Below are 14,752 nucleotides of genomic sequence, written 5' to 3'. Positions count from 1 at the left end.
GGGAGCGAGCCTGCTCGCGATGGCGGCGGCCCGTTCAAGATAAAGGCTGGAACGGCCCGCCGCAGGCGTAGATTCTGCCGCAAAGCGGCCTTCACCGCGTCGCCAGACGCACCATAACTGTCCGCAAACCCACAGAAACACGGGTGCAACGCCCGCCTCTGGAGCATCCCGCAAAGTCTGCTGAGCGAACCCTGCAAAACGGTGGTTTGTACCAAGCGGCCGGTATTTTTAACCGTTTATCCACGGTCTCATGGTGTTGTAATAAAAACGTGATGCAGCGTTGTACCGATGCTTCACGAACGGCATCAATGTTTGCCTCGTCATGCCTTCAACAACAACTCAGGACCGCACTCATGAGCTTTCTTCGACCCAAGTACATCACCTTCGATTGCTACGGCACGTTGACCAACTTCCAGATGGGCACCATGACTCGCGAACTGTTCGCTGATCGTGTCGATGCCGGGCAGATGGACCAGTTCGTCAAGGATTTCTCCGCTTATCGTCTGGATCAGGTGATGGGCGAGTGGCGGCCCTATGATGAAATCATCAAGACGTCCCTGATGCGGGTCTGCAAGCGCTGGGGAATCGAATATCGGGGCGAAGGCCAGCTCTATTACGACGCCGTGCCAACCTGGGGCCCTCACGCCGATGTACCGGCGGGTCTGTCGAAAATCGCCGACAAGATTCCGTTGGTGATTTTCTCCAATGCGATGGACGAACAGATCATGTCCAACGTCGACAAGCTCGGCGCGCCTTTTCATAAAGTCTTCACCGCTCAGCAGGCCCAGGCCTACAAGCCGCGCCTGGCCGCTTTCGAATTCATGCTCGATAACCTCGGCTGCGGGCCGGAGGATGTGTTGCATGTCTCGTCCAGCTTCCGCTACGACCTGATGTCGGCCCACGACATGAAGATCAAGAACAAGGCCTTCGTGGCTCGCGGTCATGAGCAACCGGCGAACGCTGTGTATGGCTACCACCAAATCCCGGACATCGGCGGTTTGGCCGCTCTGGTCGGGCTCTGAGTTGAGCGCACTCTTCAAGGTGAAAGGGGTTAGACATGGGCAGTGAGTCTTACTGGCTCGATACCGCACCGGCCTTCACTGGTGCCCAGCTCGGCGGTTTGCCCGGGCGGGTCGACGTGGCCATTGTCGGGGGCGGTTTCACTGGCCTGGCGGCCGCCCGGGCCCTGGCCTTGAAGGGGGCCAGCGTGGCGGTGCTGGAAGCGGGCAGGGTGATTGGCGAAGCGTCGGGGCGCAATGGCGGTCAATGCAACACCGGCGTTGCCCAGGACTACGCGTCACTTAGCGCCAGCCTCGGCGCCGATAAAGCGCGGGCTTATTACCAGGCCTATGAAAGCGCCGTACAGAGTGTGGTTTCGCTGGTGGAGCAGGAAGCGATTGCCTGCGACCTCACTCGCCACGGCAAGCTCAAACTGGCCGCCAAGGCGTTGCACTACGAAGGATTGGCGCGCACCTGTGAGTTGATCCGCAAGGAAGTCGACGCCGACGTTGAGTTGCTGTCCGCCCAAGAGACTCGGGCGGAGGTCAATTCGGCCCAGTTTCACGGTGGCCTGCTGCAGCGCAACGGCGTGCAGATGCATGTCGGGCGCTTCGGTGTCGGCCTGGCCGAGGCGGCCTCGCGTCACGGGGCGTTGGTGTTCCAGGGTGTGGCGGTGAAGGACTGGAAGGCCAGCGCTGGTGGCTATCAGGTCAACACCAGCAAAGGCGCGCTGCAGGCCTCGCAGATCCTGCTGGCTACCGGCACGTGTCAGCAAGGTGGATTGGGCTGGTACCGGCGGCGAATCGTACCGGTGGGCAGCTTTGTTATCGCCACCGAGGTGCTACCCCAGGAGCTGATTGACAGCTTGCTGCCGGCACGCCGCTCCTACGTCACCAGCCGCATGATCGGTAACTACTTTCGCCTGACCCCGGACAACCGGCTGCTGTTTGGCGGTCGGGCGCGGTTTGCCATGTCCGACAGCGTTTCCGACGCCAAGAGCGGCAAGGTGCTGCAAGCGGCGATGGTGCAGATGTTCCCGCAGTTGGCCGACGTCAGGATCGACTATTGCTGGGGCGGGCTGGTGGACATGACGTCCGATCGTTTACCTCGCGCCGGCCAGCATGGAGGGGTCTATCACTCCATGGGTTATAGCGGTCACGGGGTGCAGATGTCGGTGCACATGGGGCAGGTCATGGCCCAGGTCATGGCCGGCGAGGTCGAGGCCAACCCTTGGCGCGAACTCGATTGGCCGGCCATTCCCGGGCATTTCGGCAAGCCCTGGTTCCTGCCGCTGGTAGGCGCGTATTACCGCCTGCAGGACTACCTGCACTGAGTTTCATGGCGTTGTTTGGCGTTTCAACCACGTTGCGTTAATCGTGCGCAATCGAGCCCTATCATTTTCCGAAAGGTAGAACTGACATGACTGACAACAAAAATGGCATTGAAGACCAGTTGATCACCGGTACAGAAAGCCTGCGTGTTTTCGAAGGGCTCAATCGCGGCATGTCACGCCGCAATGCATTGCAGATGCTGGGGTTGGCAGGGGTGGCCGCAGCGGGTGCCGGCAGCCTGTTCGGTGCCGCTGGCAAGTTGTTTGCCGAAGAGGCGGCAAGCCCTGGCAAAGGCAAACCGGGCGGACGTATCCGCGTCGCCGGCATCTCCAGCTCCACCGCCGACACCCTGGACCCGGCCAAAGGCTCATCGTCCACGGACTACGTGCGTCACTACATGTTCTACAACGGGCTGACGCGTTTCGACAATCACATGGTGCCGCAACTCGAACTGGCCGAGCGCATCGACACCACTGACGCGACACTCTGGGTGATTACCCTGCGCAAGGAAGTGACTTTCCATAACGGCAAGGGGCTGACCGCCGCCGACGTGGTGTTCTCCCTGTTGCGACACAAGGATCCGATCACGGGATCCAAGGTCTTGCCGCTGGCGTCGCAGTTCGCCGAGGTCAAGGCCAATGGCAGTCATGAAGTACAGATACGCCTGAGCGGCCCGAATGCCGAGCTGCCGTCGATCCTGGCGATTTCCCATCTGCTGATCGTGCCCGAGGGCACCAGCGACTTTAGCCAGGGCATCGGCACCGGTCCGTTCAAGGTCAAGGAGTTCAAACCAGGGGTGCGTTCCATTGGCGCGCGCAACACCAATTACTGGAAACCGGGTTTGCCGTATCTGGACGAAATCGAGTTCATCGGTATCGGCGACGAGCCGTCACGGGTCAACGCGCTGTTGTCTGGCGACGTGCAGATCATCAACGAGGTCAACCCGCGCTCGACGACTCGGATCAAGAACAGCAGCACCCATCGGGTCGTGGATTCGCCGTCGGGCAACTACACCGACCTGATCATTCGTCAGGACCAGATGCCCGGCCAAAGCCCTGAGTTCACCCAGGCCATGAAATTGCTGTTGGACCGCGAGCAGGTCAAGTCGGCGATTTTCCGCGGCTTCGCCAGGGTCGGTAACGATCATCCGATCGCGCCGGGCGCACGCTTTTACAACGCCGATCTGCCGCAACGCACCTACGACCCGGAAAAAGCACGTTTTCTGCTGAAGAAGGCGGGGATGGAAAATATCACCATGCCGGTGATGTGCTCCCCGGCTGCCACCGGCTCGGTGGATGTTGCCGTGTTGCTGCAGCAATCGGCCAAGGAGGCCGGGCTCAAGCTCAATGTCAACCGCCTGCCGAGCGATGGCTACTGGTCCAATCATTGGGCCAAGCACCCGATCAGCTTCGGCAATATCAACCCGCGACCCAATGCCGACATGCTGTTTTCGCAGTTCTTCCAGTCCACCGCACCGTGGAACGAATCGGCCTGGAAGAACCCGCAGTTCGACCAGCTGTTGGTCCAGGCTCGGGGCGAAACCGACGAGACCAAGCGCGGCAAGATGTACGCCGACATGCAGACCCTGGTGCATGACCACTGCGGCATCGGCATCCCGGTGTTTATCAGCAACATCGATGGCGTCGACCAGCGCGTAAAAGGCTATGGCACCAACCCGCTGGGCGGTTTCATGGGCTACATGTTCTCCGAGCAAGTCTGGCTGGACGCCTGATGAACGCCGGGTATTGGCTGGGTGACAGGGCAGGAGGGCAGGCTGATGAATAGCAGCACACTTTGGTTGATCGGCCGGCGCGTGGGCGCCGCGATCGTGACGTTGTTGATCGTCTCGATGGTGGTGTTCGCCATCACGGCGGTGTTGCCGGGAGACGCGGCGCAACAGGCCCTAGGACAGTTCGCCACGCCGGAGCAGGTGGCGGCCCTGAGGGTGAAAATGGGCCTCGATCAGCCGGGTGTGTTGCGTTACCTGCATTGGCTGACGAGCCTGCTCAGCGGCGACATGGGCGCGTCGGTGTCCAACGCCGTGCCGGTCACGGAACTGATGGCCGGACGGGTGCCCAACACCCTGATGCTGGCGGCCGCCACAGCGCTGGTCTCGGTGCCAGTGGCACTGATCCTGGGCATTGGTTCGGCGATGGGACGTGGTGGTCGTGTCGACAGCTTCATCAGTTTTTTTACCTTGATGATGGTGGCGGTACCGGAGTTTCTGGTTGCCACCCTGGCCGTGTTGATTTTCGCGGTGAACCTGGGTTGGCTCTCGGCGTTGTCCTATTCCAGCGAGATCACTTCGCCGTGGCAATTCATGCGCACCTACGCCTTGCCGGTCATGACCCTGTGTTGCGTGATCATCGCGCAAATGGCGCGCATGACCCGGGCGGCGGTGATCGATCAACTCGACAGCCCCTACGTGGAGATGGCCCGTCTCAAGGGTGTGAGCCCGGTGCGGGTGGTCCTGCGTCATGCGTTGCCCAACGCCATCGGGCCTATCGCCAATGCCATCGCCTTGAGTCTGTCCTACCTGCTGGGCGGGGTGGTGATCGTCGAGACAATTTTCAACTATCCCGGCATTGCCAGCCTGATGGTCGATGCCGTGACCAACCGTGATATGGCGTTGGTCCAGGCCTGCACCATGTTGTTTTGTACCGCGTACCTGACATTGGTGTTGATTGCTGATCTGTGCGCGATCCTTTCCAACCCGAGGCTGAGAAATCAATGAACAATCTCATTGTGAAACCCCCGACCGCGGCGGTCGCTCTGGCGTTGGGAAAAGACGCTCACGCCACGTCCTGGCTTGGACTGGTGGGCGCCGCGATGTGTGTCTTCTGGTTGCTGGTGGCGATCTTCGGTCCGTGGCTGGCACCGCACCCAGTGGGGGAAGTGGTCTCTGACAATGTTTTCGACAGCCTCAGCATCGCTTATCCGTTAGGCACCGATTACCTGGGCCGCGACATGCTCAGTCGGGTTCTGGTCGGCGCACAGTTCACTGTGGGCCTGGCGCTGGTGGCTGCGGTCCTGGCCAGTGGGCTGGGGACCAGTTGCGCACTGCTGTCGGTGGTATCACCCAAGTGGCTGGATGAGCTGATCAGTCGCTTGATGGACGCTTTCATTTCGATCCCGAGCAAGATGCTGGCGTTGATCATGGTCTCGGCATTTGGCTCGTCGGTGACTTTGCTGGTGTGTACGGCGGTGCTGAGCTACTCGCCGGGCGCGTTCCGTATCGCCCGCAGCATGGCGGTGAACATCGAGGCGCTGGAGTACGTGCAAGTGGCCCGCACCCGTGGCGAGCGTCGACTGTACATCGCCTGCGTGGAGATCCTGCCCAACATGCTCAACCCGGTGCTGGCGGACCTGGGCTTGCGTTTCGGCTTCATTGTGCTGCTGCTCAGCGGCATGAGTTTCCTGGGCCTGGGCGTGCAACCGCCGGATGCCGACCTGGGCTCGCTGGTGCGCGAAAATATCGGCGGCCTCAATCAGGGAGCACCGGCCATTGTGATTCCGGCCCTGGCCATAGGCACTCTGACCATCGGCGTCAATCTGTTCATCGACCGCCTGTCTTCGCGACGCAGCCGACGTACGGGAGGGCATTGAAATGAGTGAATTGATTCGAGTCGAGGACCTGCGCGTGGTCGCGTGTGGCGAACGCGGTGAGGTGGAGATCGTCAAGGGCGTGAGTTTCTCCCTGGAGAAAGGTGAAGTGCTGGCGCTGATCGGCGAATCCGGTTCCGGCAAGACCACCATCGCCCTGGCGCTGCTCGGTTATGCCCGGAGCGGTTGTCGCCTGGCCGGCGGTGTGGTGCAGATTGGCGAACATGACATGCTGGCGTTGCGCGAAAGCGAGCTGCAAGGTCTGCGCGGCAATCGTGTGTCGTATATCGCCCAAAGTGCCGCCGCGGCGTTCAACCCGGCGAAAAAACTCATCGACCAGGTGGTGGAAGGGGCATTGATTCATGGGCTGGGCAGCCGGTCCGTGCTGGAAGCCAAAGCCATCGAACTGTTCCGTGACCTGGCGTTGCCCGATACCGAGCGCATCGGCCAGCGCTATCCCCATCAAGTCTCCGGCGGGCAACTGCAACGGGTGATGGCGGCCATGGCGTTGATCAGCGATCCGCTGCTGGTGGTGCTCGATGAGCCAACCACGGCCCTCGACGTGACCACCCAGATCGACGTGCTGCGCGCCTTCAAGCGTGTTGTGCGCGAGCGGGGCGCGACGGCGGTTTATGTGTCTCACGACCTGGCGGTCGTCGCGCAGATGGCCGATCAGATCGTGGTGCTTAATGGCGGGCAGATCTTCGAGCAGAGCGCCACCGCGCCGCTGCTCAAAGGCCCGGCTCACGCCTACACCCGCAGCCTGCTGGCGGCGGCGCGGCCGGATACGACGATCCGTCCGCCCTGCGGTGTGGCCGGCGATGCGCCGCTGCTGACCATTGAGGGTTTGACCGCCGGCTACGGCAACAAGAATCCGCAGGGCATGCCGTCGATCCGGGTGCTGGAAGACATCGACCTGACCGTGCGCCGGGGCCAGGCCATCGGCGTGATCGGCGAATCGGGTTCGGGCAAATCTACCCTGGCCCGGGTGGTGGCGGGGCTGTTGAGCCCGGCACTGGGCGGGCTGACGTTTGATGGTCAACCCTTGGGTGGCAGCCTGTCCGAGCGCACCGACGAACAGTTCCGGCGCATTCAGATGGTCTTCCAGAATGCCGACACCGCGCTCAACCCGATGCACAGCGTTGGCAACATTCTAAGCCGGCCATTGAAAATGTATTTCGGCCTCAAGGGCGCGGCGTTGCGTGAGCGCATCGACGAGCTGCTGGACCTGGTGCGTTTGCCACGGGAGCTGGCCGAACGCCGCCCGAGCGAACTCTCCGGCGGGCAAAAACAGCGAGTCAACCTGGCCCGGGCGTTGGCGGCCAAACCGGACCTGATCCTCTGCGATGAAGTGACCTCGGCGCTGGACACTGTCGTCGGCGCGGCGATTCTTGAACTGCTGCGCGACTTGCGCCAGCAATTGGGGGTTTCCTATCTGTTCATCAGTCACGACATCTCCACGGTGCGGGCGCTGTGCGACGACATTGTGGTGATGTACAGCGGCCACAAGGTTCAAGAGGGCACCCGGCAGTCGTTCGCCCAGCCACCCTTCCATCCCTACACCGACCTGCTGATCCATTCGGTTCCCGAGTTGCGTCAGGGCTGGCTGGAAAGCTGCGGCACCACCACCTGCGGCACGCTCCCGTCCTTGGGCGCCCAGGCCCCTGTAGCGGGGCTGTGCACCTTCCTCAATCGCTGCCCGGTGCGGGTCGATGGCCTGTGCAATCACACCGCGCCACCCCGGCGAATCATCGACGGTGGCAGTGAAGTGCTCTGCCATCACGACAGCGCCGAACTGCTCAAGAACCAACAGGATGCCAACAGCATGACCATGGGAGCCTACGCATGAACGCGCGTTTCGTGAGGTTGGCCGAGCAGGGCCGGCCCATCGTCCATTTGAAAGTCGATGGCGAACCCGTCGAAGCCTTGCAGGGGGACACACTGATGGTCGCGTTGCTGACTCGGGGCCCGGCGTTGCGCCAGTCGGAGTTCGATCCGGGCAGCCGGGCCGGTTTCTGCCTGATGGGCGCCTGCCAGGATTGCTGGGTCTGGACCCGCAGCGGCGAACGTCTGCGCGCCTGTTCCAGCGAAGTGCGTGAAGGGCTGGACATCATCACCAAGCAACCGGAGGCGATATGGCCACTGCGCGGCTGAGCAATCATCGAGTCGTCATTGTCGGCGCCGGGCCTGCCGGCATCCGTTGCGCTCAAACCCTGGTAGCGGCGGGCTTCAAGCCGGTCCTGATCGACGAAAACCGTCGCGACGGCGGACAGATCTACCGACGCCAGCCTGAAGGCTTCACCCGTAACTACGCCACGCTCTACGGCACGGAGGCGGACAAAGCGCGGGACTTGCACGAAAGCTTTGACCGTTTGCGCCCACAGATTGACTATCGTCCGGACACCCTGGTGTGGAACCTCACGCCCGGGCAACTGTGCTGCGTCAGCCAGGGCCTGCACTCGACGGTGGATTACGACGCATTGATCCTTTGCACCGGCGCCACCGACCGCTTGATGCCGATCGAGGGCTGGCAGTTGGGCGGCACGTACAGCCTCGGCGGGGCGCAGATAGCCTTGAAGGCCCAGGCGGTTTCCATCGGCCATCGCGTGGTGTTCATGGGCAGCGGACCGCTGCTGTATCTGGTCGCCAGCCAATACCTCAAGGCCGGTGCCAACGTGGCGGCGGTGCTGGACACTGCGCCGCTGGGGCTGCGCATCAAAGCTTTGCCCAAACTCATGGCGCGGCCCGGATTGCTGTTCACTGGCATGAAACTGTTGGCTCAGTTGTATCGAGCGAAAATCCCTGTGCACCTGGGTATCTCTCCATTGCAAGTGCTGGGTGAGGCGGTCAGCGGCGTCAGTGGTGTGCGGGTACGCACGGCGGCCGGTGAAACCTTGACGGTGGATTGCGACGCGGTGGCGCTGGGTTATCACTTGCGCCCGGAAACTCAATTGGCTGATCTGGCGGGCTGTGCTCTGCGTTTTGACGAGGCTTCAGGCCAATGGTGGCTGGACACGGACGAAGAGGGCCGGACCTCGGTCAGCGGCGTTTATGCCGCCGGAGATGGGGCGAAGATCCGTGGCGCTGATGCCGCCGAACACGCCGGGCGCCTGGTCGCCTTGGCGTTGTTGAGCGATTTACAGCAACCGGTGGACGCCACGCAGGTTACCGCGCAGCGTCAGGCGCTCAAGGTCATGGATCAATTTCGCCTCGGTCTGGCCCAAGCGTTTCCCTGGCCCGCCGCCCAAGCCAAGGCCTTGCCCGACGAGGCGATCGTCTGCCGCTGCGAGATGATCAGCGCCGGCGAGTTGCGCCGTACGGTCAGTGAAAAGGGCGCCTGTGAAGTCAACCGGGCCAAAGCTTTCAGCCGGGTCGGCATGGGCCGCTGCCAAGGACGTTATTGCTCTCAGGCCGGGGCCGAAGTCATTGCCGCAGCCGCCGGTGTCCACGTCCAGGAAGTGGGGCGGCAGCGCGGCCAGGCACCGGTCAAACCACTTTCGATGCTCACCCGGGAGGTGACGCCATGACGCTCAATAAAGCTGATGTGGTCATCGTCGGCGGTGGTTTGATGGGCTCGGCAGCAGCGTTTTTCCTGCGCCAGCGAGGCCAGTCGGTGATCCTGCTGGAGCGTGACCAGATCGGTCAGTACGCCAGTGGCGTGAACTTCGGCAACGTGCGGCGCCAGGGGCGGTTTCTCGGCCAACTGGAGCTGGCAAACCGTTCCTGGGCGCTGTGGAAGCGCCTGCCGGAACTGATCGACGACGACCTGGAGTTCATCGCCAGCGGGCACATGCGCGTGTGTTATCGCGAGGATGAAATCGCCGAACTTGAGGCTTACGCGGCGGCGCCCGAAGCTCAACAGTTGGACTTGAAGATCTACCGAGGTAGCGAACTGCATGCGCGCTTCCCGTTCCTGGGCAAGGACGTCAAAGGCGGTTCCTACGCCCCTCATGACGGTCACGCCAACCCGCGTCTGGCGGCCCCGGCGTTTGCCAGGGCGGCGCGGCGACTCGGCGCACGCATCGAGGAGCGGACCGAAGTGGCCGAAGTACAGAAGGTCAATGGTGATTTCAGTGTCACAACCACCGATGGACGCCAGTTCAGCGCCGCTCAGTTGCTGATTACCGCAGGTGCCTGGGGCCAGAAACTCTCGGCGCAATTCGGTGAGCCGGTGCCGCTGGAGACTAACGGCCCACAGATGGCGGTCACCGAACCGGTGCCTTATGCCTTACCGACGGTGATCGGCGTGTACACCAAAATTCCCGAGGAAGTGATCTACTTCCGGCAGATCCCGAGGGGCAACATCGTCATTGGTGGCGGCTATCGCAGTAAACCGGACATGCTCAATCGCCGGGCTTATGTCGAGCCGCGCAGCATTCTCAATCAGCTCGATCAGATGCGGCGCCTGCTGCCGGGCGTGGGTAATCTGAACATCATTCGCGTGTGGAGCGGCATCGAAGGTTATCTGCCCGACTCCCTGCCGGTGATGGGCCCCAGCGGCAACGTGGACGGCTTGTACTATGCGTTCGGTTTCTGCGGCCACGGCTTCCAGCTCGGGCCGGGGGTTGGCGACGTCATGGCCGAGCTGATCAGCACCGGCAGTACCAGCACCTCGATCGAACCGTTCTCCATTCGCCGGTTCGCCTCCACGGCCGAGCAACGGAGCAAAGCCTCATGAAACCTCGCGTGCTAGCCATTTTTGAACGCCTGCTGGGGTTTGAAACGGTCTCTTCAGAGTCGAACATGGCCCTGATCGAATACGTGCGCGAGCTACTGCTGAGCAAGGGCATCGAGTCGCTGATCGTCAAGGATGAAAGCGGCAAGAAGGCCAACCTCTTCGCCAGTACCGGCCCACGGGAGTTGCCGGGGATTCTGCTGTCCGGGCATACCGACGTGGTGCCGGCGGCGGGGCAGGCCTGGACCGTTCCGGCGTTCCAGGCGACAGTGCGCGAGGGGCGGGTGTACGGTCGCGGCAGTTGCGACATGAAGGGGTTCATCGCCTTGGCCATCGACGCCATGCTCGACGCTGCTGACCACTCCTTGAACCGGCCGCTGCAACTGGCGCTCTCCCATGATGAGGAGATCGGCTGCGTGGGCGTACGCCGCTTGCTCGACGTGCTGCACCTGGCACCGGTAAGGCCGTTTTTGTGCGTGATCGGCGAGCCGACCAACATGCAGTTCGTGCTCGGGCACAAGGGCAAAGGCTCTTATCGCACTTATTGTCGAGGCCTGGAGGCGCACTCGTCCCTGGCGCCGCGTTCGGTCAATGCGATTCATGTGGCCTGCGATTTCATCGCTGCGTTGCGCCAGAGCCAGCAGCAGTTGCAAGAGCAGGGCGCTCGGGACGCCGATTACGACGTGCCCTACAGCACCGTGCATGTCGGGCAGATTGTCGGTGGCAAGGCGCTGAACATTGTGCCGAACCTGTGCACCCTGGATTTTGAAGTGCGCAACCTGCTGGCCGATGACCTGGATCAGTTCCTGGAGCAGCTGCGCGAACACGCTGAAGTGATCGTGCGCGAGGCGAAAAAACTCTCCAGTGTGGCGGACATCGAGATCGAGACCCTGAACGTCTATCCGGGCCTCGATACTCATCCAAGCGTTGAGGCGGTGCGCTTTCTGAAGAACTTTGCCGCAGCGGACACCGGCACCGCCAAGGTTTCCTTCGGCACCGAGGGGGGGCTGTTCAAGCAGCGTCTGGATGTGCCGGTGGTGGTCTGCGGCCCGGGCTCCATCGAGCAGGCGCACAAGCCCGACGAGTTCATTGAAATCAGCCAGATGGACGCCGGGGAGCGGTTTCTGGAAGGGTTGCTCGGGTCATTGAGACGGTAGCTGGCTTTCGTGACAAATGCAGCCCCTTGTGGGAGCGAGCCTGCTCGCGATAGCGATCCATCATTCAACATCAATGCTGCCTGACCCACCGCATCGCGAGCAGGCTCGCTCCCACAGGGTTCCTGGGTTGCTCCTGATACTGCGGTAGAGCCTGCTGCCGCACGACAAATTTCAGCATCCAACACTGCCCAAACCCCGCTTTCAGCATCCTCATCCGCGGCATCTCCTTAGACTGGAAATACCTCGGAACAGGACGCGATCATGCTCAAGAATCAATTGAAAGACCCCAGCCTTTTAGCAGAACTCGCCTACGTCGACGGGCAGTGGATCGGTGCCGATGACGCCGCCACGCTCGACGTCATCAACCCGGCCACGGGGGACGTGCTCGCTCGGGTGCCGGCCATGCAGGGGGTGGAAACCCGGCGTGCCATCGACGCCGCCGAGCGTGCCTGGCCGGCCTGGCGTGCGCGCCCGGCGGCGGAACGCGCAGTGCTGCTGGAGCGTTGGTATCAGGCCATGATCGACAACCTGGACGATCTGGCGCTGATCATGACGTTTGAGCAGGGCAAACCGCTGAACGAAGCCAAAGGCGAAATCCGCTACGGCGCCGGCTTCGCTAAATGGTTTGCCGAAGAAGCCCGCCGGGTCTACGGCGAAACCATCCCGGCGCCCAGCGACGATCGGCGCCTGCTCACCCTCAAGCAACCGGTGGGCGTCTGCGCGGCGATCACCCCATGGAACTTTCCCAACGCGATGATCACCCGCAAGTGCGCCCCGGCGTTGGCGGCGGGTTGCCCGGTGATCGTCAAACCGTCGGACCTGACACCCTTGTCGGCCCTGGCCCTGGCGGTGCTGGCCGAGCGGGTCGGGATTCCGGCGGGGGTGTTCAACGTTGTGACCGGCATGCCCGCGGGCATCGGCGAAGAACTGACCGGCAACCCGACGGTACGCAAGATTTCCTTCACCGGATCCACGGCGGTCGGTCGACTGCTGATGCGCCAGAGTGCCGAACACATCAAGCGCCTGAGCCTGGAGCTGGGCGGCAACGCGCCGTTCATTGTGTTTGACGACGCGGACCTGGAGCAGGCCGTGGCCGGGATCATGCTCAGCAAGTTCCGTAATGCCGGCCAGACCTGCGTCTGCGCCAATCGGATTCTGGTGCAGGACGGCATTTATGAGCGTTTCGCCGAACGTCTGGTGGAGGAGGTGGGCAAGCTCAAGGTCGGCAATGGCCTGGAGGCCGACGTGATGATCGGTCCGCTGATCAACATGGCGGCGGTGAGCAAAGTCGCTCGGCATATCGATGATGCGTTGAGTCAGGGCGCGCGTCTGCTCTGTGGCGGCATTCCCGAGGGTGACAGCCAGTTCGTCCAGCCCACGGTGCTTGGCGAGGCCCACGCTGGAATGTTGCTGGCCAGCGAAGAAACGTTTGGCCCGGTTGCACCGCTGATGCGCTTTACTACTGAAGAAGAGGCCTTGGCCCTTGCTAACGCCACTCCATATGGCCTGGGCGCGTACTACTTCACCCAGGACTTGCGTCGTTCATGGCGGTTTGGCGAGGCGTTGGAGTTCGGCATGGTTGGCCTTAACACCGGGATCATTTCCATGGAGGTCGCGCCATTTGGTGGCATCAAGCAGTCGGGCCTGGGCCGTGAAGGCAGCAAATACGGCCTGGATGAATACCTTGAAATCAAGGCCTTCCACATCGGGGGACTGTGATGCGTCCATTGTTTGAACACCTACCAGGGAGCCACGATTGATGAGCAAACCATTTCGAATCGCTGCCATCGCCGGTGATGGCATCGGCAAGGAAGTCCTGCCTGAAGGGCTTCGGGTATTGGAGCAGGCCGCGAAAAAATGGCAGTTGTCGTTGAGCATCGAAGTGCTCGATTGGGCTCACTGTGACTACTACCTGGAGCACGGGCAGATGATGCCCGCTGACTGGTTCGAGCAGCTCAAGGGTTTCGATGCGATCTACTTCGGCGCCGTGGGCTGGCCGGACAAAGTGCCGGACCACATTTCCCTGTGGGGCTCGCTGCTCAAGTTCCGCCGCGACTTCGACCAGTACGTGAACATTCGCCCGGTGCGGCTGTTCCCGGGCGTGCCGTGCCCCTTGGCCGGGCGAGAAGCGGGGGATATCGATTTCGTGGTGATCCGTGAGAACACCGAAGGCGAATACTCCTCCGTGGGCGGCAAGATGTTTGAAGGCACTGAGCATGAGTTCGTGCTCCAGGAGTCGGTGTTCACCCGGCGCGGCGTCGATCGGATTCTCAAGTTCGCCTTCGATCTGGCCCAGACCCGACCGCGCAAGCGCCTGACGGCGGCGACCAAGTCCAACGGGATCTCCATCAGCATGCCGTATTGGGACGAGCGCACGGCGTTGATGGCCGAGCAGTACCCGGATGTGCAATGGGACAAACAGCACATCGATATCCTGTGTGCGCGTTTCGTTCTGCAGCCGGACCGTTTTGATGTGGTGGTGGCGTCAAACCTGTTCGGCGACATCCTCTCCGACCTCGGCCCGGCTTGCGCCGGCACCATCGGCATCGCGCCGTCGGCCAACCTCGATCCGCAGCGGCGCTTCCCGTCGTTGTTCGAACCGGTGCATGGCTCGGCGCCGGATATTTATGGACAGAACATTGCCAACCCGATTGCGATGATCTGGTCCGGGGCGTTGATGCTCGATTTCCTGGGCAATGGTGATGAACGTTATCGCGCCGCCCATGACGGGATTCTCAAGGCTATTGAACAAGTGATAGCCCAGGGGCCGATCACTCCCGACCTGGGCGGACAGGGCTCGACCCAGGACGTTGGCATGGCCATCGTCGCAGCGCTTTGACGCTTTACTAACCTGTGACACCTTTTTGCCCGCTCACACTGCGGGCTTTTTTTTGGGGTTTGATCGCAAAATTCAAATTCACCGAAAATCCCTTTGCGGGATGGTTGCAGGATGCACATCCACCGCCAATCCCCTGTGGGAGCGGGCT

12 protein-coding genes are annotated in these 14,752 nt (G+C 62.0%); all 12 read left to right on the top strand.

Going from position 1 to position 14,752, the window contains the following annotated elements; translation table 11 throughout:
* The first annotated feature begins 353 nt into the window (after positions 1 to 353).
* The 12 genes from HU811_RS16740 to HU811_RS16685 all read left to right on the top strand — a co-directional run bounded on the left by HU811_RS16740 (position 354) and on the right by HU811_RS16685 (position 14,604).
* On the top strand, positions 354 to 1,022 hold the full coding sequence (locus HU811_RS16740; RefSeq protein ID WP_092399097.1) for a haloacid dehalogenase type II: 669 nt from the start codon (positions 354 to 356) through the stop codon (positions 1,020 to 1,022).
* 35 nt (positions 1,023 to 1,057) lie between these two features.
* Entirely contained in the window at positions 1,058 to 2,332 is a 1,275-nt protein-coding gene (locus HU811_RS16735; protein WP_092399095.1) for an NAD(P)/FAD-dependent oxidoreductase, read from the top strand.
* A gap of 86 nt (positions 2,333 to 2,418) precedes the next feature.
* Positions 2,419 to 4,062, top strand: a complete 1,644-nt coding sequence (locus HU811_RS16730) for an ABC transporter substrate-binding protein (RefSeq protein ID WP_092399093.1) — start codon at positions 2,419 to 2,421, stop codon at positions 4,060 to 4,062.
* Positions 4,063 to 4,107: 45 nt separating this feature from the next.
* On the top strand, positions 4,108 to 5,064 hold the full coding sequence (locus tag HU811_RS16725) for an ABC transporter permease (RefSeq protein WP_186657018.1): 957 nt from the start codon (positions 4,108 to 4,110) through the stop codon (positions 5,062 to 5,064).
* A complete protein-coding gene (locus tag HU811_RS16720; protein ID WP_092399089.1) occupies positions 5,061 to 5,936 on the top strand; it encodes an ABC transporter permease in 876 nt (291 codons plus the stop codon). Before HU811_RS16725 ends, HU811_RS16720 begins: the two co-directional genes overlap by 4 nt.
* A gap of 1 nt (position 5,937) precedes the next feature.
* Positions 5,938 to 7,782, top strand: coding sequence for an ABC transporter ATP-binding protein (locus HU811_RS16715; protein WP_186657015.1), 1,845 nt, complete (start codon positions 5,938 to 5,940; stop codon positions 7,780 to 7,782).
* Complete coding sequence (locus tag HU811_RS16710; protein ID WP_092399085.1) at positions 7,779 to 8,087, top strand: (2Fe-2S)-binding protein; 309 nt, start codon at positions 7,779 to 7,781, stop codon at positions 8,085 to 8,087. Before HU811_RS16715 ends, HU811_RS16710 begins: the two co-directional genes overlap by 4 nt.
* Positions 8,069 to 9,460 (top strand): FAD/NAD(P)-dependent oxidoreductase, encoded by a 1,392-nt coding sequence (locus HU811_RS16705; protein ID WP_186657012.1) that lies wholly within the window; start codon positions 8,069 to 8,071, stop codon positions 9,458 to 9,460. Before HU811_RS16710 ends, HU811_RS16705 begins: the two co-directional genes overlap by 19 nt.
* Positions 9,457 to 10,611 carry an NAD(P)/FAD-dependent oxidoreductase gene (locus HU811_RS16700; protein ID WP_186657009.1) on the top strand — a complete coding sequence of 385 codons (1,155 nt, stop codon included), beginning with the start codon at positions 9,457 to 9,459 and terminating at the stop codon, positions 10,609 to 10,611. Before HU811_RS16705 ends, HU811_RS16700 begins: the two co-directional genes overlap by 4 nt.
* Positions 10,608 to 11,765 carry an acetylornithine deacetylase gene (argE, locus tag HU811_RS16695; protein WP_186657007.1) on the top strand — a complete coding sequence of 386 codons (1,158 nt, stop codon included), beginning with the start codon at positions 10,608 to 10,610 and terminating at the stop codon, positions 11,763 to 11,765. Before HU811_RS16700 ends, argE begins: the two co-directional genes overlap by 4 nt.
* A gap of 261 nt (positions 11,766 to 12,026) precedes the next feature.
* Complete coding sequence (locus tag HU811_RS16690; protein WP_186657004.1) at positions 12,027 to 13,484, top strand: NAD-dependent succinate-semialdehyde dehydrogenase; 1,458 nt, start codon at positions 12,027 to 12,029, stop codon at positions 13,482 to 13,484.
* Between the two features lie 40 nt (positions 13,485 to 13,524).
* The gene (locus HU811_RS16685) at positions 13,525 to 14,604 is read left to right on the top strand and encodes a tartrate dehydrogenase (protein ID WP_092399075.1); all 1,080 of its coding nucleotides are present in this window, start codon (positions 13,525 to 13,527) and stop codon (positions 14,602 to 14,604) included.
* Positions 14,605 to 14,752 lie beyond the last annotated feature (148 nt).

The organism is Pseudomonas tehranensis, from assembly GCF_014268615.1.
Taxonomy (GTDB): Bacteria; Pseudomonadota; Gammaproteobacteria; order Pseudomonadales; family Pseudomonadaceae; genus Aquipseudomonas; species Aquipseudomonas tehranensis.
The sequence above is the reverse complement of the archived record's forward strand: the minus strand, read 5'-3'. Positions and strand labels throughout refer to the sequence as shown.